General features: G+C 31.6%; 18 protein-coding genes. 10 read left to right on the plus strand and 8 right to left on the minus strand.

Features of this window, described 5'->3' with window-relative positions:
- Positions 1–10 precede the first annotated feature (10 nt).
- Positions 11–3,427 (minus strand): hypothetical protein, encoded by a 3,417-nt coding sequence (locus tag H526_RS0120535; RefSeq protein ID WP_027394744.1) that lies wholly within the window; start codon positions 3,425–3,427, stop codon positions 11–13.
- Between the two features lie 159 nt (positions 3,428–3,586).
- Here H526_RS0120535 and H526_RS0120540 point away from each other — a divergent pair, with 159 nt between their 5' ends.
- The 5 genes from H526_RS0120540 (at position 3,587) to H526_RS0120560 (ending at position 9,896) form a co-directional block, all read left to right on the plus strand.
- The gene (locus tag H526_RS0120540; RefSeq protein WP_027394745.1) at positions 3,587–4,015 is read left to right on the plus strand and encodes a cytochrome c oxidase assembly factor Coa1 family protein; all 429 of its coding nucleotides are present in this window, start codon (positions 3,587–3,589) and stop codon (positions 4,013–4,015) included.
- A gap of 142 nt (positions 4,016–4,157) precedes the next feature.
- Positions 4,158–7,421, plus strand: coding sequence for a CHAT domain-containing protein (locus tag H526_RS0120545; RefSeq protein WP_027394746.1), 3,264 nt, complete (start codon positions 4,158–4,160; stop codon positions 7,419–7,421).
- A gap of 119 nt (positions 7,422–7,540) precedes the next feature.
- Positions 7,541–7,927 carry an endonuclease domain-containing protein gene (locus H526_RS0120550; RefSeq protein ID WP_027394747.1) on the plus strand — a complete coding sequence of 129 codons (387 nt, stop codon included), beginning with the start codon at positions 7,541–7,543 and terminating at the stop codon, positions 7,925–7,927.
- Positions 7,928–8,129: 202 nt separating this feature from the next.
- Positions 8,130–8,894: an exodeoxyribonuclease III gene (locus tag H526_RS0120555; protein ID WP_027394748.1), complete on the plus strand. Its 765-nt coding sequence runs from the start codon at positions 8,130–8,132 to the stop codon at positions 8,892–8,894.
- A gap of 42 nt (positions 8,895–8,936) precedes the next feature.
- On the plus strand, positions 8,937–9,896 hold the full coding sequence (locus tag H526_RS0120560; RefSeq protein WP_027394749.1) for an OmpA family protein: 960 nt from the start codon (positions 8,937–8,939) through the stop codon (positions 9,894–9,896).
- A gap of 70 nt (positions 9,897–9,966) precedes the next feature.
- Here H526_RS0120560 and H526_RS0120565 read toward each other — a convergent pair whose 3' ends face one another.
- Positions 9,967–10,386 carry a hypothetical protein gene (locus H526_RS0120565; RefSeq protein WP_027394750.1) on the minus strand — a complete coding sequence of 140 codons (420 nt, stop codon included), beginning with the start codon at positions 10,384–10,386 and terminating at the stop codon, positions 9,967–9,969.
- 283 nt (positions 10,387–10,669) lie between these two features.
- Between H526_RS0120565 and H526_RS0120570 the strand changes: the two genes are divergently transcribed.
- Both H526_RS0120570 and H526_RS0120575 read left to right on the plus strand, forming a co-directional pair.
- Positions 10,670–11,203 (plus strand): hypothetical protein, encoded by a 534-nt coding sequence (locus H526_RS0120570; RefSeq protein ID WP_035086137.1) that lies wholly within the window; start codon positions 10,670–10,672, stop codon positions 11,201–11,203.
- Between the two features lie 106 nt (positions 11,204–11,309).
- Positions 11,310–11,606 (plus strand): hypothetical protein, encoded by a 297-nt coding sequence (locus H526_RS0120575; protein ID WP_211237852.1) that lies wholly within the window; start codon positions 11,310–11,312, stop codon positions 11,604–11,606.
- A gap of 334 nt (positions 11,607–11,940) precedes the next feature.
- Here the strand turns inward: H526_RS0120575 and H526_RS0120580 are convergent, their stop codons facing one another.
- Positions 11,941–12,159: a hypothetical protein gene (locus H526_RS0120580; protein ID WP_027394753.1), complete on the minus strand. Its 219-nt coding sequence runs from the start codon at positions 12,157–12,159 to the stop codon at positions 11,941–11,943.
- 513 nt (positions 12,160–12,672) lie between these two features.
- Here H526_RS0120580 and H526_RS0120585 point away from each other — a divergent pair.
- A complete protein-coding gene (locus H526_RS0120585) occupies positions 12,673–13,704 on the plus strand; it encodes an aldo/keto reductase (RefSeq protein WP_027394754.1) in 1,032 nt (343 codons plus the stop codon).
- Positions 13,705–13,714: 10 nt separating this feature from the next.
- On the opposite strand, the gene radA is transcribed toward H526_RS0120585, so the two are convergent.
- From radA to panC, 5 genes are all read right to left on the minus strand, one after another.
- On the minus strand, positions 13,715–15,082 hold the full coding sequence (gene radA / locus H526_RS0120590) for a DNA repair protein RadA (RefSeq protein ID WP_027394755.1): 1,368 nt from the start codon (positions 15,080–15,082) through the stop codon (positions 13,715–13,717).
- A 121-nt stretch (positions 15,083–15,203) separates the two neighbouring features.
- A complete protein-coding gene (locus H526_RS0120595) occupies positions 15,204–16,352 on the minus strand; it encodes an alpha/beta hydrolase (RefSeq protein WP_027394756.1) in 1,149 nt (382 codons plus the stop codon).
- Positions 16,353–16,467: 115 nt separating this feature from the next.
- Positions 16,468–17,445 (minus strand): lysylphosphatidylglycerol synthase transmembrane domain-containing protein, encoded by a 978-nt coding sequence (locus H526_RS0120600; RefSeq protein ID WP_027394757.1) that lies wholly within the window; start codon positions 17,443–17,445, stop codon positions 16,468–16,470.
- Positions 17,446–17,449: 4 nt separating this feature from the next.
- On the minus strand, positions 17,450–17,800 hold the full coding sequence (gene panD, locus H526_RS0120605; protein ID WP_027394758.1) for an aspartate 1-decarboxylase: 351 nt from the start codon (positions 17,798–17,800) through the stop codon (positions 17,450–17,452).
- 19 nt (positions 17,801–17,819) lie between these two features.
- On the minus strand, positions 17,820–18,668 hold the full coding sequence (gene panC, locus H526_RS0120610) for a pantoate--beta-alanine ligase (protein ID WP_027394759.1): 849 nt from the start codon (positions 18,666–18,668) through the stop codon (positions 17,820–17,822).
- A gap of 108 nt (positions 18,669–18,776) precedes the next feature.
- Here panC and H526_RS0120615 point away from each other — a divergent pair, with 108 nt between their 5' ends.
- Positions 18,777–19,586: a glycogen/starch synthase gene (locus H526_RS0120615; protein WP_027394760.1), complete on the plus strand. Its 810-nt coding sequence runs from the start codon at positions 18,777–18,779 to the stop codon at positions 19,584–19,586.
- A 14-nt stretch (positions 19,587–19,600) separates the two neighbouring features.
- On the plus strand, positions 19,601–21,304 hold the full coding sequence (gene bamH / locus H526_RS0120620) for a BamH family beta-barrel-assembly machinery protein (protein WP_027394761.1): 1,704 nt from the start codon (positions 19,601–19,603) through the stop codon (positions 21,302–21,304).

Raw genomic sequence — 21,304 nt, forward strand, 5'->3', positions numbered from 1 at the left:
GAACAAAAAATTAGAAATATGCTCTAAGTTGCACGCTTCCTGTATGAATTGTACTGGTTGTTTCACTTTTTCTACCTAAATAAGATATGTTAAGATCGAGATATTTAGTTAATTTTTTTTGGGCTAACATAGACCAGGTGTAATTATCTCCCGGTTGCAAACCATTAAGTAATTGATAGCCCACCGGAGAGAAAGCATTTCCTGTAAAATCATTATTAAAATAGTTAAATTCACCAGAAATGGATATCTGTTGTTTATTTGCATATGCAAAAGAAACACCTAGTTTTTGTTGGGTCAGTACTTCTTCTCCAGAATTGTTTTCTTGATCATTTAAAAGATAAAAAATGCTAAACTGTGTTTGGGGAGATAATAAGTAGGATAATTTGGGTTCTATTTTATAACCTTCTAGAAGGTAGTTTCTATTGATAAAATTTTCTGAGATACTTTCGGTTTTAACAAGTTCATTTTTTAAATCAAAAAGCCAAGTCTTTGCCATTTTATGTGCAAATGTTAGTTGGTGACTATCTATAATATTTTCCTGAAGTCCGGTAACTTGTAAATTAGTGTTTTTTGTGGAAAGAAAAGTATACGAGGTTGTGTAACGTTGTTTTCCTCTATTAAAGAACAAGGTATTTCTAAAACTTAGGTTTAATGCTAATTCGTTATCATTTTTTTTAAATGGGTTGAGATCAAAAGAACTGTCATCTCGAAGGTTTTTTCGATCAATGATATAAGATGTTTGATTATAAAAATGTGATAATAACTTCTTTGTTTTGTTATCTGATCCAGACCAAGAAAGAGGATTTAGAGTTATAATCTGGCTTAGTCGATTTTGGTGAGTTTTTATAAAGAGCTGGTTGGGGAGTAATACTCTTAGGTAAATGGCTTCATCTGTAAACTGAGCAATTTCAAACTCTTCTAATTCTTGTATGCCATTATTGTTGTAATCATTCCACGTATACGTTCCTTGTCCTGGATCTACTTGGACATACGTAAATTCTTGCTGAGGTAAAGTTCCGCTATTTGTTTCAAAAACCGTATTCCAATTTACTTTACCATTAAAAAATTTCTGATTGTATAATAATCTCGAATTTAGAGACTCTTCATTTTCTCTATTTTGATCTTCATTATTTAATGTTCTATAGTTAATAAATAAAGATAATTGAGTATTTGTCGTATTTAGTAAGTTGGATTTAAGAAAATAGGTATTAGATGTACTTACTTTATTTAAAAGATTATTTCTAACACTATCATTAATACGATGCCTATATCCAATTTCTGTATATATTTTTGTGCTATCGCCTACTCCACTGTAGATCTCATATGATTTAAACCGTTGCGTATTTAATGTAAAAGTTTGATCACTTAGATTGATTTCTTTATTTTCCTCGATTCCTATTTTGGTTCCTATCCAATTTTTTGGAAAGCTATAGGTCAGAATATTATAGATTCTGAAGAATCTTGAATCTAAGTTCGAATTCTTACTATTTAATAAACTAGAATATAAAGAAACACCAAATTTATTTAATTTTAGTTCTGTACTTAGTAAATGTCGATTCCCATTATAGTTTTCAGAAAAATTAAGATGCTGAAATGAGTATCGAGTAAACCCTTTTTGGGGATGAAGTAGCTCCAAACCAGATGTAAAAAACTGCTGGTCTCCTAGAGGGTTGTTTAAATTCCAATCACGGTTAAATTCTACATTATAAATTCTTTCTATACTCTTAAACTCTTTCTGGATATAATCTCCATTTGCAAACGCATTCATGGTCCAGCTACTATCTCTAGAAAAAATATTTTGCCTTAGTTGTAATCTCCCTGCTACTCCATCATTATCATTATCATCAATATCAGAAAATAGATTCAAATCATTTTTACTTCCTGAAATTTCAAATGCTACAGATGTTTTTTCGTTTGGAGTATAAGAACCTTGAACCACAGCTGTTTGAAGTTTGGTAGGAGCGACTAATTGAATTATTGGTGCATAATTACCTTGACGTATTCCATTAACAGGTGCAACGTATTCAAAAATTCTACTAATTGTGGTTACATCTCCTACAATATAATCACCTTGATTATCTCCAACCAAAGAGAACCTAACATTAAATAATTCATCCTCTGGATTACTAGAAAATACAAAAACTTCTTGACCGTTTATCATATCCCTTCTATAAAGAATTTTGTTTTCACTAAAAACATCTGGAACAGCAGATGGTGAAATCATTTGAGAAGTGTCATCACCAGCATTGGATAGTGTTTCTTTTTGTTCATCGCTTAAGTTTTGCTGTAGTGGTTGGTTTTTTGCATCATTTTCTGAGTAGACAAAAGCCCCAATTTTTAGTTTGTCACTTTTGTGTTCTCCTCCACCATAAACGATGATTCTAGAGTAATTACGTTCTGTGGTCTGATATTCTATAGATATTCTCATATCTGATGTAATAGGATATGTAGGATTAAATCGAACTTCCCCAGCATTGTAATCAATAATATAATCTTTATTCTCACCTCTTTCTAAGAGTAATCCATTTACATATACACGTTCACTTCCAGAGACTATGAGAATAAATAATTCTCCATTAGGACCGGTTAATTTATAGGGTCCTTGATTACCTTCTTGGCCAGTAAATTGACTTCTGGTAAAGACGCCTCTTACTAAAGCTCCTGAAGCAAATAAATCGGTCTTAGATTCGGGATGGTTTAAAGTCCCATTAATAGATATACCTTGTACGTTTTTAGTAAATCTATTAAAATAACTCGTGGTGTTTTGCAGTTGCACATCACCTGCTCTTACATTCCAATTTTTGCTATATAATTCTATAAAAACTTGATCAAATTCATCTAAATTTTGTGAATACCCACTTTGCTGTACTGGTACGTTTGCGTCTTGTATTGATGCACGTAAGGATATATTATCACTTATTTTACCAGAAATCTGTAAATCTAGTTCAGAGTTTAAAACGGTATTTTGATTACTACCTACGGTAACACCTCTTGATATACTTCCGTTGGTGGTAAGTCCATCAAAAGGAGTGAACTCTTTTTTATTATTGGCTTCCGATAAGCTATATAGTTTTTGTAGGTTACCATTCTCTTCAACAATGATAGAAGAATCGAATTCAAAATACTTTTTAGTCAAAAAATCAGGATAGCGAAAATATTGTATGGTAATTGAATCATTTTGTGATTTTACTTGTGATGATAAGACAACAGAGGCATCTTTAAAACTTACGTCATATAATGTACTGTCTATAGCAATTCCTTTTTTGGAAAGTAATTTGAATTTAAATGAGTTGATACTTACAGAATCAATACGTATAGTATCAGTAACACGTACCTTCTTACTTCTGAAATTACCAAAAGTATCTTGAGCCAATAAACTACTGGTACCGAAGAATAATAAAAAACCTAAAACCGTAAAAATACGCATCAATACAAAACTAAAGTTTTTCGCCTACAGAGACTTGCTAAGCTTCTTAAATTACTATGATTTATGCAACAACTATTGATTGGAAAGGTTTTTATAATAGCAATAACGATAAAAGTAAGATTAAGTTTTATTAGTCCGAAATAATTTAAATAAAAATTTATGACTGATTATATAGATAAAAAAAGTTGGTGGCATAAGAATAGAAGTTGGTTTTTAGGGCTTTTAGCATTGATTAGTGGATTTGTCCTGACCTTATTGGTGCTTTTAGGGAAACCAATAGGTGATTTTACTAAAGCTATGGTAGACCCGTCTATATATGATAATGCTTTTGATATGGTGCAAGACGACGAACGTGTTATTGCACTCTTGGGAGAAGTACAGCCAATTAGTGTTTTTGAGCTTCTGGAAGGAGAAGTTCGATATGCCGAAGAAGGTAAAGCCATTATAACGGTTGGGATAAAAGGATCTAAACAAAAAGGAAAAATGGATGTCGTAGCAAATAAAAGAAATGATAGTTGGCAATACCAAACAATCAGAATACGAACTAAAAAACCAAAGAAGACTATTGAGGTACTGGATAGCGAATAAATTCTGATCACCCTTTCGAGAGAAAAGCTTCGTAAAGTAAAAGTATCATATTCCCCTCTTGAGAGGGGTTAGGGGTGTGTTGTTTATAGTATATTTGTTTCTGTAAAAATGATTTAGTATCGTAAGCTTTAATCTTACCCACATGAACTCTCTAAAAACCATCGTCTTTTTTTTATTCTTTTCGAGTCTTTCTTTTTCGCAGACTAAGATTGTAAATGACACGATTCTAGCTTCTCAATATTTTAAGAAAGCAGATTCATTGTTTAATGACAGAAAGTTAGATAGCTCTAGTTTATATTTTAAAAAAGCATTACCAATATATCAAAAAGCAGAGGTCTGGGAGCAAGTTGCCCAATGTTATAATAGGATATCCAAAAATCAATGGGCAACCCATAAATTAGAAAAATCACTAAAAAATTCAAATAAAGCGATAGAAATTTGTAAAACCTATTTAAGTTTTGAGAATAAAGAGGTTGCTCGTGCTTTTGACAATATAGGGAATTATTATACGAGAATTCCTGATTTTGAACAAGCACTATTATATTTTGAAAAAGCGCTAGATATAAGGAAACAAATATTTTCTAAGAATGACAGAGAGATGGCTTTGTCGTATAGTCATTTGGCAGTTATTCATACTCGTACTTCTAATTATAAGAAGGCTATAAAATTCAATAAAAAAGCAGCCAAATTACATGCAGAGATACTTGGTCCATATCATAGAAATACTGGTTTTAACTATAATAATTTGGGATATGTCTATAGTGCTTTAGGTAAATATGAAGAGGCTATAGATTTTTATAATAAGGCTTTAGAGGTTTCTATTAAGAATAACGGTGAAAATCATTTGGGTGTTGCAGATAATTATATAAATATTGGAAGTGCTTATTTTAGATTAATGCATAATGAAAAGGCTTTAAAATGCTTCCAGAAAGCATTGTCTATTTATAAAAAAAACAATTACTCTAAAGGTTTATCTACTGTATATATGAATATTGGAAGCGTTATTTCTAATGAAGGGAAAGATATAGAAGCGCTAAAGTATTATAAGAGGAGTCTAGATATTAAGCTTAAAATATATGGTAAAGATCATCCTAAGACTACACTTAATTATACTAATATTGGTACTATTTATAGAGATAGAGGTGATTTTAAAAACGCTTTAGAGTATTATAATAAAGCTTTGGAAATTCGAAAATCTTCTACAGGAGAAAATCATAATAAGGTTGCATTTACTTATAGGATAATAGGTAATACTTATATTAAAAATAAAGAATATTATAGAGCTAGAGATTATTTTAATAAAGCATTACAGATATATAACAATATTTTTGATAACGAAAATCATCCTGAAAAAGCTATAATTTATGAGAACATAGGGGACTCTTATTTTGAAAATGGACTTTATGATCAGGCTTTATTAAGTTATCAAAAAGGGTTGATTATGTTTCAACATATATATGGGGAGAGTCATCCTCTTATTGCGAACTTATATAATTCTATAGCTAAGGTTTATAGTAAGCAGAATAGGTATAATAAAGGAATTACCTTTTTTAATAAAGCATTACACTCTAATTTTATAAATAATAATAGTTTTGAGTGTATAGATAATTTTAATTCCAATCAGTATTATAATTTAGAAGTATTGTTGGAAACACTTTTTGGTAAGGGTGATTTATTTAAATCGAAATATATTTTAAACAGAGATATTAATGATTTTAATAAACAGCTGGAGATACATCGAAAAGTAGATTTGTTAATTGATCATTTAAGACAATCTTTTCAAAATTATGAAGATAAAATATTGTTAGGGAATAAAGTAAAGGAGGTTTATAAAAGCGCTGTTCATTTACATGTCTTATATTCTAATCAAAATCAGAATTCGCTAAGAAATGCTTTTTACTTTGCGGAAAAAAGTAAATCCAACACTCTAAAAGACATATTAGACGATTCCAATGCCAAGAGTTTTTCTGGATTATCGATTGACCTTGTTGATTTAGAAAAAAAACTAAGAATTAGTAAGGCATTTTATCAATCGCGTATCAATGAAGAATTTTCTAAAAAGGAAAGCGATAGTACAAAAATTATGGAGTACGAAAATAGACTTTTTAGTATATCTAGAAGACAAGATTCGTTGACCGAAGTCATAGAAAAAAAATATCCTAAATATCATCAATTAAAATATACCAATGAAGTAGTTTCTGTAGCTGATGTTCAAGAAAAATTAGATGATGAAACTACTTTGTTGGAGTTTTTTACGACAGATAGTATCACCTATGCTTTTACGATTTCAAAAAATAAGATTGCTGTAAAAGAATTATTGACGCCAAAGCTAGAACGACATATTGAAGAATTCCAAGGTGCGATCACTAAAAACTATGAAGTTTATAAAGAACTTTCCCATCAACTGTATAAAAAATTAATAGCTCCCGTAAAAAATGAATTCGTAGGAAATCAATTAATCATAGTTCCTGATGGATCATTATGGCACCTTAATTTTGATTTGTTATTAACTGCAGAAGACACCTCTGATAATCCAAAAACTTGGCCATATCTTCTTAAAGAGTATGCGATTTCCTATGCTAATTCTGCTACATTGTTGTTCCAAAACAAAATAGATGAAGGTGTCGCTCCAAAAGAATTACAAGAATGCCTAGCGTTTTCTTTTTCTAGTGGAGATAACCTTTCTAATACACGAAACGTAAGTTTAAAAGCTTTTAGAAATTCGAGTATGGATTTACCTGGAACTCGAGAAGAAATTAAAGCTATTTCTAATATTGTAGATGGACAATATTTTTATGGATCAGAAGCTACAGAGCAAAACTTTAAAAAACATGCAGGAGCCTATAATATTTTACATCTAGCATTACATGGCGATGTAGATAATGAACGACCAGAAAATTCTAAGCTATACTTCACTAAAAGTAAAGATACCGTAGAGGATAATTATTTATACAGTCACGAGCTATTTGCGTTAGATATCCCTGCAGAACTTACCGTACTTAGTGCTTGTAATACCGGAACTGGTAAAATTGCCAAAGGCGAGGGAATTATGAGTTTGGGGAATGCATTTCAGTATGCAGGAACAAAAAGTTTATTACTGACCAATTGGGAAGTTTCTGATGAAACTACGCCTAAGATTATGGAGTATTTTTATACCAACCTTAGGGACGGTAAAAATAAAGCAGAGGCTCTGCAACAAGCAAAATTACAATTTCTTGCTACTACCAATCAAGAAACTGATCATCCTTATTATTGGGGAGGGTTTTATTTATTAGGAGATACAGCCGCAATCCAACTTGAGAGTAATAATTATGGATATTGGTTCATTGGTGTTGGTATTTTAGTATTGATCTTAGTAAGTTTGTTTTGGTATAGAAAAAGAAATTCCCCTCTCGAGAGGGGTTAGGGTGTGTTAATTTGAAAATAGCAAATGAATTAGGTAAGTGACACACCCAAGAATTTCTAACTTTAGCCTTTTGGCAAAAGCTGAAATACTATCCCTCTCTAGAGGGAAGCCTATTATTTATGAAAAAAAGAAAAATCATTCCATATAATCCTAAGCTAAAAGAATATGCAAGACAATTGCGAAATAATAGCACAAAGTCAGAAATATTGTTATGGCAAAAATTAAAAAGAAAGCAATTATATGGGTATGATTTTCATAGACAAAAACCAATAGATAATTATATATTAGATTTCTTTTGTTATGAGTTGATGTTAGGAATAGAGATTGACGGATATTCTCATCAATTAGTTGAAGTTTACAACAAAGATATTGTCAAAGAAAAGGCAATGAACAGACTTGGGGTTAATATTCTGAGATTTACAGACCAACAGATATTTAAAGATATGTTTAATGTATTATTAGCTATAGAAAATTATATTCAAAGTTATGAAAATGAAAATATCTAATTTAATATTTAGTTTCCGTCTTGAGACAGGGACTAAAGCAGTCCCCTCTTGAGAGGGGCTAGGGGTGTGTTATTCAAAAAGGGTTTAAGTTTTCGGTTAATACACCCAAGAATTTCTAGCTTTTGCATTTGGCGCAAGCTGAAATACTATCCCTCTCCTCTCATAAGCGAAGTTTAATATGAATACATAAAATAATAAATAAGTGAAAATAATATCATACAACGTAAATGGAATCCGTGCAGCACTAAAAAAAGGGTTTATAGAATGGTTGATACAAGCAGATCCGGATGTGATTTGTTTACAAGAAATCAAGGCAAATAAGGAACAATTAGATCTAGATGTTTTTGCAGATGCAGGATACAAATATAATTATTGGTATAGCGCACAGAAAAAAGGATATAGTGGTGTCGCTATTTTATCTAAAACAGAACCAGATCATATAGAGTACGGAACAGGTATCGATTATATGGATCATGAAGGTCGTAATCTTAGAGCCGATTTTAATGGTGTTTCTATTATGAGTTTATATCTACCAAGTGGAACGAATATAGAACGTGTAGACCATAAACTTAAGTTTATGGATGACTTTCAGGAATATATTAATGAGTTAAAAAAATCACATCCTAATTTAGTAATCCTAGGAGATTATAATATTTGTCATCAAGCAATTGATATTCATGATCCGGTACGTAATAAAAATGTATCAGGGTTTTTGCCAGTAGAGAGAGAATGGATCGGTAATTTTATAGAAAGCGGATTTATAGATTCTTTTAGGCATTTTAATACCGAACCTCATAATTATTCGTGGTGGAGTTATAGAGCGAATGCTAGAGCTAATAATAAGGGTTGGCGTTTAGATTATGGTATGGTCGCGAAACCATTGCAAGATAAATTAGAAAGAGCCGTTATTTTATCAGAAGCAAAGCATAGCGATCATTGTCCGATTATGGTAGAATTGAATATGTAATAGGTGTACTTTGCCTTAGTAGACATTAATAAAATAAGAATTATGATAAAAAGAATTGCGATACTAATATGTATAGGAACATTTGCTACTTCGTGTGTTTCTTCTAAAGTACATAAGGAATTAGAAGGTAAATATGCTCGATTAAAAAGAGATAATAGAAAGTTGCAGGATACCTATAAAGCTTTACAAAAAACTAGTGATGCGGATAAATTGGCATTGGATCGGCTCAATAAGGAGTATGAAAAGACAAGGGTAGAAAGAGATGAATTACGAACCAAATATGATGCGCTTTCTACGAATTATGAAAATCTAAAAAACTCCTATGATGCATTAGGAAAAAATAGTGCAGAAGCTCTAAATGCAAATAATAAGAGAAATAGAGAGTTATTGTCCCAGCTAGAAGATAAAGAAAGAACATTAGCCGCAGAACGAAATCGATTAGAAAAACTGCAGAGAGATTTAGAGAGTCGTTCTAAACGTGTAGATGAATTAGAAGGATTGATTGCAGCAAAGGATGCTAAAATGCAAGCTCTAAAAAGTGCTATTTCTAAAGCTTTACGAAATTTTGAAGGAAAGGGATTAACGGTCGAAGAACGAAATGGTAAAGTGTATATCTCTATGGAAAACAAACTGTTATTTGCTTCTGGTAGTTGGGCGGTAGGAACGCAGGGAAGACAGGCGGTAAAACAATTAGGATCTGTTTTAGGAGAAAATAATGATATTGCTGTACTTATAGAAGGTCATACGGATAATGTACCATACACGGGTAATGGCCAGTTAAAAGGAAACTGGGATTTATCTACCAAGAGAGCAACGGCTATTGTAAATCTTTTATTAGAGAATCCACAAATAGATGCACAGAATCTCACCGCTGCAGGAAGAGGAGAATTCTCTCCAGTAGCATCTAATGAAACATCAACAGGTAAGGCAAAGAACAGAAGGATAGAAGTGATTTTAACACCTAAGTTGGATGAAATATCTAAATTGTTAAACGATATATAATAGTAAATAGAATGTATAAAAAAAGCGCTCAAGTGAGCGCTTTTTTTATATTTTATAGAGCTAATTTTTGTTAATTACTAAATAATTCAGATAAGATGCTATCAACTTCTTTACCATTATTAGCTTTTAACTGTTCTTTTAAGATTAAGAGTTTACTTCTAAAACTATCTATTACATCACTTGCTGTGTCTTTTCCAAGTCGAATTTGTTTACCAGCGCTTGTTAATAAAGTATAATTATAAAACTCTTTAGCTTTAGATTTATCTTTTTTCGTTTCTAGTGAAATAGTACCTGACTTTAGAACAAAAGAGATTATGTTGTCTTGAGCTGTTACTTTATCTGTTATTTCTCCAATATCAGAAGCTAAAGCATATAACTCTTTTTGCTCTTCATAAAGTTGAGACCAATCAGTATCCTTACCATTTTGAACCTGAGCTTGGGTGGTTAATCCTGCGCCTACCATAAGTAAAAGTAGAAATAATTTTTTCATAATATTTGGGTGTTATAATAATTTAGTATCAAAACTACGTATTTGATTTCACGTATTCCAAAACGGAATAAATATAAATTTAGTATTAAAGTTATCTTAAAAACTGCTTTAAATTAACTATTTTAATTTGAAGTTTCCAAAAAGTATGCCACGAATTTAGGAAACAAAAATAAAATCCTTAATTATGCATAGCGTAAAATTCTTAAAAATAAAGGAGATAGATAACAAAAGAACATTCTCGTACGTTTATAATACCCAAAATTAATTTAAAACCATATAGCAAATGAAGAGGTTATCCATTTTTATAATAGTAGTATTATCTGTGATTAAAGGTGTGAGTCAGGAAAGCGAAGAAGAATACTACGAGGAAGAAGAAACGCAAAGTGATGAGTATTCAGAAGATGGTGAAGAGGAGGAAGAAGACCAAGGCACTTATTTTGATTTTTACAAATATTTTGATTTCACCAACGATCAGTATTCCAATGTCTTAGATAAAGTAAGTGATATGGATTCTGAAGAAGAGAATTTATTATATGAGTTTGTGGTAGCAGTTAATCAAAATAAAGTACTAAAAGGTCGTTTATTTGGCGAATTGGTTACGAAGCCTAAAAAAAAGAGTCATTATAAAGGTAAAGACAGTCCTGGTTTTATTTGTGTTTTACGTGGTCTTATAGAAAATAAAACTGTGTATGATGCAATAATTAATGATGGTCGCGCCTCTGAGAATCAGGCAAGAAATGCAGCGGCACTTTCCGAAAGAACGGTTCGCAGAAAATGCGGTGTAACCAAAAAAGTAAATGAAGTAGAAGAGCAATAAGGATTATTAAAAAACACCTATCTTTGTGATGTACTTAGGTACATGTTCTTTGTAAAGCCATACTCCATAGTTTTTGAATTAAATATTAATTTTTAAAACTATGATTATGAATTGGAAAATTCAAAAGCTATTGAATGGAGAGACGATTGTCTCCAAAGAACCAGGTAATTCTATGTTACCAATCTTACGATCAAAACAACCCGTTGTATTGGAACCCGTAAACTGGGAAGATTGCGAAGCGGGAGACATTGTTTTCTGTAAAGTAAGAGGAAACTGTTTTACACATTTAGTCAAAGGCAAAAATGTAAAACTAGGATTATTGATCGGTAACAATCGAGGTCGCATCAACGGATGGACCAAAAATGTATATGGTAAAGTAATAGAGATATTACCGATATCATAAGAGCAGCGCGGTAAGCGCTTTTTTTGTTTGTAAAAACAACCTCTATAAAATATCCTAAAAGTCATTTTCAATTAAAATTAGAGTTTGATTGTTTTCTAAAATCGATTTTAGAAATACTAGCTTCTTTTCACTACGACATATATTACTGCATAATAAAACTGACTATTTCCCTAATTAAAAGCCTTGCTTCCCTCATTATTGCTTTTATCAATCACAGAAAGACAATACTTTTATATCAATCTAAAGAATAATAAGTGTTGGATGTGTGAGGAATTAATTTTTAGGTTGGTTAGTTGTGAAACGGATGTAGTAATGGGGTAACTGCATCCGTTTTTTATTTTGCTAAGAGATGTTCTTTGCGTATTTCACGAATAAGTTTCTGGTAAGAATTACGATTAATTACAATTCTGTTTTGTTGTATTTCCATTAAGGGGTTATAACGTTGTAATACTTTTTGAACTATTTTTGTGGTAAAGAGTGTTTTAGCGGCAATTCTGTGGACTGCAAACTGTTTGTTTTCTTCACTAAGATCCTTATAATGAGTGTTTAACATGAATTTGTATTAATGATTATGCATGAGTTGTGTTAAAATGTATATAAAAATATACAAAATGCAATTAAATATATATAAAAATATATGATTTCTTAAGCTAAGAATGATTTTATATAAAAAAAGAGCTCCTATTATAGAAGCTCTTTTTCCGGTTAAAAAAGTATAGGGTGACAAAAATGAACCCTTATTTTGAGGTTGTCAATAAACCTCCTTTTGGTTGGTGTAAATTTGTAGTTGTTTTGTTCATGATCTCAAGAATTTACTGCTTTCTTGGATATATGATCTACTGGAATAATTATACCACAAAACAAAATTTAGCATAAGTGTTTAATAATCAATATGTTGATTATTTGTAAAGTGTTTTTTGACTTGTAATTATGTAGATGTTTTAAATCACTACTGTGGATAATGTTCTCGCATTACAGTTTTATTAAGATAATTTTTTGAATAACTAAAAAGAGAGTTTTTATTTTTGAGTCTTTATGTATCTAGAAAATTAGCCACAATTAGAGAATGAAGTATACAACGTTACCAAATACAGATATTAAAGTTAGTAAAATATGTTTAGGCTCTATGACTTGGGGCGAGCAAAACACCGAGTTAGAAGGTCATCAGCAAATAGACTACGCAATTAATCAAGGAGTAAATTTTATAGATACTGCTGAGCTTTATTCTGTACCTGCCAAAAAAGAAACTCAAGGAAGTACTGAACGAATAATTGGTAGTTGGTTAAAAAAATCAGGAAAAAGGGATAAGGTAGTAATAGCTTCAAAAATTGTAGGTCCTGCGGATTTTTCTAAACATATTAGGAATAAAGGTTTTACTAAAGAAGAAATTAGAGATGCAGTTCATAAGAGTTTAGGAAGATTACAAACTGATTATATTGATTTGTACCAGTTGCATTGGCCAGAAAGACATACTAATTATTTTGGGCAACTCGGATATACACATGATGAAGAAGATGCTTGGAAAGATAATTTTGCTACAATTTTAGAGAGCCTTAATGATTTTATAAAAGAAGGTAAGATAAGAAATATTGGTGTTTCTAATGAGACTGCGTATGGTATGATGCGTTATACCGAAGAAGCTAGAAAAGGAGCGCCTAAAATGATTACAATACAAAATCCATATAACTTATTAAATAGAAAAGATGAAATAGGACTTGTAGAAGTTTTACATCGCGAAAATGTAGGACATCTACCGTATTCTCCACTAGGATTCGGGATGCTTACAGGTAAATATCTAGAGGAAATACCTAAAAACTCTAGAGTAGACCTTTTTCCTAACTATAATCGATATATGAATGAGAATAGTTATAAGGCAACTAGATTGTATAATGAGATTGCTAAAAAACATAATATTAGTCTGACACAATTATCACTAGCATTTGTGAATCAGCAACCTTTTGTAACTAGTAATATTATTGGTGCAACTTCTATCGAGCAACTAACCGAAAATATTAATAGCATCGATGTGATTTTATCAAACGAAATAATCAATGAAATTAATGAAGTTCACGCGCAAATACCCAATCCAGCTCCTTAGTGGTTGGATTTTAACCAAATAAATACTCAACTACATCTTCAATTTTGGCAACAAGTTGAATGTTGATTGCGGTATTTTGATTAGAAATTTTATTGTATTTAGAAACGAAAATGGTCGCAAAACCTAATTTCTCCGCTTCCTGAATTCTTTGTTCTACTTTATTTATAGGTCTAATTTCTCCGGCTAACCCTACCTCTGCTGCAAAGCAAAAATCTTTGGCTATCGGAATATCTTCATTAGAAGATAATATGGCTGCAACTACAGCTAAATCAATTGCTGGATCATCTACAGAAATACCACCAGTTATATTTAAGAATACATCCTTAGCTCCTAATCTAAATCCTGCACGCTTTTCTAATACTGCAAGTATCATGTTTAAACGTTTCAGATTATAACCTGTAGCACTTCTTTGCGGTGTTCCATAAACTGCTGTGCTAACTAGTGCTTGTATTTCTATCATTAATGGTCTCATGCCTTCGACTGTAGCAGCGATTGCTGTTCCGCTTAGCTCTTCTTCTTTTTTAGAGATCAGAATTTCACTAGGATTGGAAACTTCTCTTAACCCACTTCCTAGCATTTCATAAATTCCTAATTCGGATGTAGATCCAAAACGGTTTTTTAGAGCTCTTAAAATTCTGTAAACGTGATTTCGATCCCCTTCAAACTGAAGTACAGTATCTACCATATGTTCGAGAATTTTAGGTCCTGCAATATTTCCGTCTTTTGTGATGTGACCAATTAGGATAACAGGAGTAGCAGTTTCTTTAGCAAACTTTATTAGTTCTGTGGTACATTCTCTAATTTGTGAAATACTCCCAGCACTGCTTTCTATATAGTCGCTATGTAGTGTTTGGATTGAATCTATAATTACGATATCCGGTTCAGTAGCTTCAATCTGTCTAAAGATATTCTGAGTTTTAGTTTCAGTAAGAATTAAACAATTATCTGTTTTAGATTGAATCCGTTCTGCACGCATCTTAATTTGTTTCTGACTTTCTTCTCCAGAAACATATAAAGTTTTATATGGTAGTTTTAAACTAATCTGTAATAATAATGTACTTTTTCCTATGCCAGGCTCTCCTCCCAATAAAGTAAGTGAACCAGGTACAATCCCGCCACCAAGAACCCTATTCAGCTCTAAGTCATCAGTATTATATCTTGCTTCATGACTAGTATCAATTTCTGAAATTTTTAATGGTTTAGAAATTCTATTTTCTTTGGAAGATGTGTTAGGGTCTTTCCAGTCATTTTTTGAAGCTTTCTGCACTACTTCCTCTGCGATGGTATTCCATTCTTTACATGATGTGCATTGCCCTTGCCATTTGGGATATTGAGCACCACAATTTTGACAGAAAAAAACAGTTTTAGTTTTTGCCATAGCTTATTAATTGGAGTAAAAATACTATTATTTAAATTGGTTTTCTAACGATGTAGAAAACAAAAAGATCCTAGTTTAAGGATCTTTTCTAAGATATTTTTAAAAAAAGAAGGTATCTTAATTAGTAACCAAAATCTTCTTTAATTTTATTCACCTTTTCCAGCATATAGTCTTTAGTAAGAAAAGCTATTTCATTTAATAAGAATCCATTCTCGTATGCTCTCATTGCTTTTTTAGGTTCTCCAAGTTGTTCGTATCCTAAACCAAGATAATAGTAACCTAGCATAGTTTCTGGATGTTCTTTGATAGCTAATTTTCCTAAAGGCTCTAACTCCTCCCATAATTCCTTTTTTTCTATCGCGGTAGAAATAGCGATAAAATCATTTACTCTTATCTGTCGTTTAAACCCGTATAATTTTTCTGTAGTATCGTATATATCTACTAGATAATCATAGAGCGATGTTTCTAAAGTAAGAATGTCTTCTTTATAAGTTTTCTTACTAATCGGGCGGTACATTTCGAAAATTGTTTCTAATGCCTTTGGAATAGCACTACCTACTAGAGTATAATGAGAGGATTCGTTAAAGTTATCAAAGAAATAATTAACTTCTGGATTTTCAATAGTAGCTAATTTCTCGTCTACAGCTATCAGGTTTTTCTTAATATTATCGGCATCATTTGTAGCTGTGGCTAGGTAGTACCATACATCTGATTTTGCATTGCTAAGTACATTAAAAATTCGCTCTTCCATTGGAGGGGTTAATTCTGGACTTAGATTTATATATGCTTGAAAAATCGGGTTATCTTTAAATAAGAAGTAATTAATAAAATTAGAAGTATAATCGTGACCAACGATCATTTTAAGTTGAGCTGTTCTATATGTCTCGTCAATATATGGTAATAATTCTTGGCCAATAAACTCAAAAAACGCAGCTCCTTTTCCTTCAGGTAGGTAGCTAGCTAAGTCATATCTGCAATCATCCTCTCTTGTTTTTCTTTGTAAAACTCCTACTACGATTGATTCTGGCATGTCTTCCCAATAGGAAAAATAATCAACATTACCTGCTACGGGTTCAAATAAATGATCTCCATCTAAAACAATGATAACAGGATATATTTTATCCTCATTTTTCTCATAATTTCGAGGTAGTTGGATTTTTAAATCGCGGTTTTGATCTAACTTTATAGATCTAAATGTTTCATATTTTACCTGACCAAACGATACGGAGGTAAAGAAGGATATAAGAATTAAAAATATACTTTTCTTCATAAGTAGTAAGATTAAGGTTAAGCGAGTGACAATATATAAATTATTTTAAACCTTTAAAATTTGATAACAATAAACAATTAATACATTGTTTATAAAGGATTTAATATTTTTCTTTTTATGTTGTTTTTCCTCTGTTTAAAAGGGGGAGGAATAAAAACGATAACGCTCCAACAATAATATTTATTGCTGTTTGCGAGCCCCAAAGAATCCATCCAAAAGCTTCTCCATCACTTTTTTCGAAGCTAAAAAAAACGAAAACAGCACCAACTACAATTGGAAATGGTAAAATACCAATCCCGCCATTAGTAGTAGACATCGAAAAAGAACCAACTACAAATGCTACTAGAATTACTCCTAAGGAAGCACTGTGTAAATTTGGGACAGCAAATTTTACTACATAAAACATTAATATATATAGGAACCATATTAATAGTGTATGAAATAGAAAAGCCCATTTTTGTTTCATTTTGAATATACTTTTCATTCCGTCTAATAAACCCATACCAAAATCTCTAATTTTAACTATCCACTTATTAGATGATTTCTGAAGGATCTTAAGTCCTAAAATTCCTAAAAGAATTAATCCTAATATGATTCCTAGAGTAAGTAAAGGATTAATATTTTTCTCTTCTAGAAAATTAAGTAAATACTCAGTTTGCAAAATACCAGCTCCAGTGGTTACAATAATTAGCATGATAAGGTCTATTATTCTTTCGGAGACGATGGTTCCAAATGCTTTTTCGAAAGGAATTTTTTCATAAGTTGATACAGTAAAACCTCGTAGTACTTCTCCTGATCTAGGTACGCCTAAGTTCGCTAAGTACCCAGCCATTATTGCCATAAAACTATTGTACAGTTTTGGGTTGTACCCTAATGGATTTAATAGAAACTTCCAACGATACGCTCTGGAAATATGGGAAATAATACCAAGTCCGAGAGATAATAATACCCAAATTGGATCAGCATTCTTTATGTTTTCCAATAATTCTTTTCTGTACTCTGGAGTTGCAGAGCTTAGAAAATACCATATTAAAAAAACTCCCAACATAAATGGGAGTATTATTTTTAAGATTTTTATAAATTTAGGGTTCACTCTTTTACTTTAGTAAATTATTTTCCTCATTAGGAAATAAAAGAGATGGTTTAAATTTTTTAGCTTCTTCGATATCCATCATTGCATAAGTAATAAGGATTAATACATCTCCTTTAGCTACTTTTCTGGCAGCAGCTCCATTAAGTGTTATTTCTCCACTGTTTCTGGGTCCTGGAATTGCATAGGTTTCTAGTCGTTCGCCATTGTTATTATTGACGATCTGGACTTTTTCACCTTCTACTATATTAGCAGCGTCCATTAAATCTTCATCAATGGTTATGCTTCCTATATAATTTAGGTCTGCGCCAGTTACCTTGACGCGGTGAATTTTTGATTTTACAACGTGTACAAACATGTTACAAATTTAGTTATTTTTAATTTAGGGCTATGTTATCAATAAGTCTAACTTCTCCTGCAAAAACTGCTATAAAAGCTCGATATTTAGTGTTCTTCCGTTTTCTTCGGATTGATTTCAGGTCAGAAACTTTAGCGATCTCAAAATATTCTAGTTCTAGAAGATCATTGTTTTTAAATTGTTTCGAAACCCAATCTGTTAATTCCTTTACACTTTTTGTGCCAAAATCATTTTTGACTTGACTTAATGTTTTGTAAATCAAAGGAGATGTTAGAAGTTGTTCCTGGGTTAGTCTTTTGTTTCTAGAACTTAACGCTAAACCACTTTCTTCTCTATAAATTGGACAACCTATAATTTCTAATGACATTTTTTCGATTGCAACTAATTTTCTGACAATTTGTAGTTGCTGAAAATCTTTTTCGCCAAAATAGGCTCTAGTTGGTGAAATGATAGTGAAAAAATGTTTAAGTACGGTTCCTACTCCATCAAAATGACCTGGTCTAAATTTACCTTCCATTTCATTTTCTAACCCTTTAAAATCATAATTAATGGATTTTGTTTCCTCTCCGTATATTTCTTTCGGTAGAGGAGCAAACACAATAATATCATCAGATACTTGAGATAAAAGTGCTATATCAGACTCCAAAGTACGCGGATAATTTATTAAATCTTCAGAATTATTAAATTGAGTAGGATTAACAAATATGCTGACTACTACAATTTGATTTTCATCAATTGCTTTTTTTACTAGAGCAAGGTGGCCAAGGTGTAAAGCTCCCATTGTGGGGACAAAACCAATGCTTTTTTTTTGTTTATGTAAGTCTGCAACATCTTGTTCAACGTCCAGTCTTTTCTCGTATACCCGCATTTATCTAAAAGTTAAAGGCGTGCAAAAATAAGATATTACTGGCAGACTACATAAATTTTCGTAATTTTGCAAAAATTTATTCCGAAGGAGACGAGAAAAGTAGATCATATGAAAGACAAGAGGATATTGTACGTATCATCAGAAGTAATACCTTACCTACCAGAGACAGAGATTTCATCTATGTCTTTTGAAGCACCACGAATGGTAAATAGTAAAGGCGGGCAAATTAGAATTTTTATGCCTAGATATGGAAATATTAATGAACGAAGACACCAGTTACACGAAGTAATTCGTTTATCTGGGATGAATCTAGTCATTAATGACCTAGATATGCCTTTAATTATCAAAGTTGCTTCTATTCCTAAAGAAAGGATGCAGGTTTATTTTATTGATAATGAGGATTATTTTAAAAGAAAGGCAACGCTAACTGATGAAGAAGGAAACTTGTTCCCTGATAATGATGAACGAGCAATATTCTTTGCAAAAGGTGTAATTGAAACAGTTAAGAAATTAAATTGGTCGCCAGATGTAATTCATGTTCATGGATGGCTAGCGTCAATGCTGCCTCTATATCTTAGAAACTATTATGCGAATGAACCTTTGTTTAATGATAGTAAGATTGTAACTTCTGTTTATGATCATGGATATAAAGGAACATTGGATAAAAACATGCTGGAGAAAGTAAAATTTGATGGTATTGATGAAGATAAGATCACTGATTTAGCAAAACCAACGTATAACAATGTTATGAAAGTTGCGATTGATAATTCTGATGCGATTATTATTGGGTCTGAAGAAATTCCAGCAGAACTTTCTAAACATTTAGAAACTATCGACCAACCTGTATTAGAATATAAAAAACCAGATGAATTTGCAGATGCCTATGAAGCCTTCTATCAGACAGAGGTGTTGGTATAGCAATAGGAACTATTATGAATTTGAAAAATGTATTGATCAAAATAACAGTTATAGTAACTGTTATTTTTACTATTGTATCTTGTGACGATGATTTTAATTCGGTTGGAAGTGAGGTGATTGGAGATGTGAACTTCGAGGATAATGAGTATAATGCGGTTCCTGTAGCCTACAGTAAGAGATTCGAAAGAGTACAAACCAGTGGTTTGCCTAACTATTTACTAGGTGTTTACAATGATCCGATATACGGACAATCTACTTACAATGTGTTATCACAGGTATTGCCTGCTAGAGTAAGTCCTACTTTTGGAGATAATGCAGTTTTAGATAGTGTAGTACTTAGACTGCCTTATTTTAGTGAGTTAGTAGAGACAGTTACAGATGATGATGGAGAAGTAACGAATACATTTGAAGTTGATTCTATTTATGGATCAGGAACTGTGAATTTATCACTTTATAGGTCTGAATATTTTCTAAGAGATTTTGATTTAGAAGAAGGATCGGAACAAAGACAAGTATATTATTCTAATGATATAAGAGAAAATTTTGGGCCAACCGTAGAGGGTAGATTGTTGTTTGAAATCAATGATTTCAGACCAGATGAAAATGAAGTTTCGCTTCTTACAGAGGATAACGATACAGATGAGGATACAGATCCTCAAGTAAGTACTACAATACCAGCATTAAGACAAGTATTAATTTCTGATGCAGCTGCCTTCGAGGCGACAGAGCTAAATCCAAGTAATGCTAGAGTCGGTAATCAAGAGCTTATAGATTATTTTACTACTGTATTTTTGGATATGGAGGGTAGTATCGAGTTAAGTAATGTGAATAATTTTAATAATTATTTTAGAGGTGTTTATTTTAAGGCAGAATTAAATAGTCTCGACGGAAGTCTTGTGTTTTTTGATATAGCTGATGCAAATATTACACTTCATTATTCTTTTGATAAAGTTGATACTTTAGACGAAGATGAGGATGATGATACAACTGATATAGTTCGAGATTCAGAAGAACTGGAATTAGGTTTTTTTAATAATATTGTTAATGGTATTGAAACAAGTTTTAATACTACAATAGAAGACGAATTAGATGACCAAGATGTTATTAATGGTGAAGAAAATTTATATCTTAAGGGTGGAGAAGGATCTTATGCTGTTATAGACTTGTTTTCAGGTCTAATAGTAAATGAAGATGGAGAGCAGGAAAATGAGCTGGATTTTTTAAGAAGGCAGAATTGGCTTATTAATGAAGTAAGTATGAAATTTTATATAAATCAAGATGAAGTATCTTCTGGAGATACTGAGCCAGAAAGAATTTATATATTTAATTTGGATACAGGTGAGGTTCTTTTGGATTATACATTTGATCCTACATCCAATTCGACAAACCCAACTATTTCTGTTACCGAACATTTGGGTGTGATAACAAGAGATAACGACGAAAATGGTGAGTTTTATAAAATTAGATTAACAAGGCATATTACAGGTGTTTTGAATGAGGGTGATGATAATGTTAAATTAGGATTGTCAGTTTCTCAAAATGTTAATATTACGGCAAATGCCGAAGGATTTACCCCCACTAATACTGAAGATGAAATTATCCCCTTTTCATCTATAATATCCCATGAAGGAACAATTCTTTATGGAAATGGAACCAATGTTCCAGAAGAAAAGCGTTTAAAGCTTGATATTTTTTATACAGAATCAATAAGTAATTAA

The organism is Aquimarina latercula DSM 2041, from assembly GCF_000430645.1.
Taxonomy (GTDB): Bacteria; Bacteroidota; Bacteroidia; order Flavobacteriales; family Flavobacteriaceae; genus Aquimarina; species Aquimarina latercula.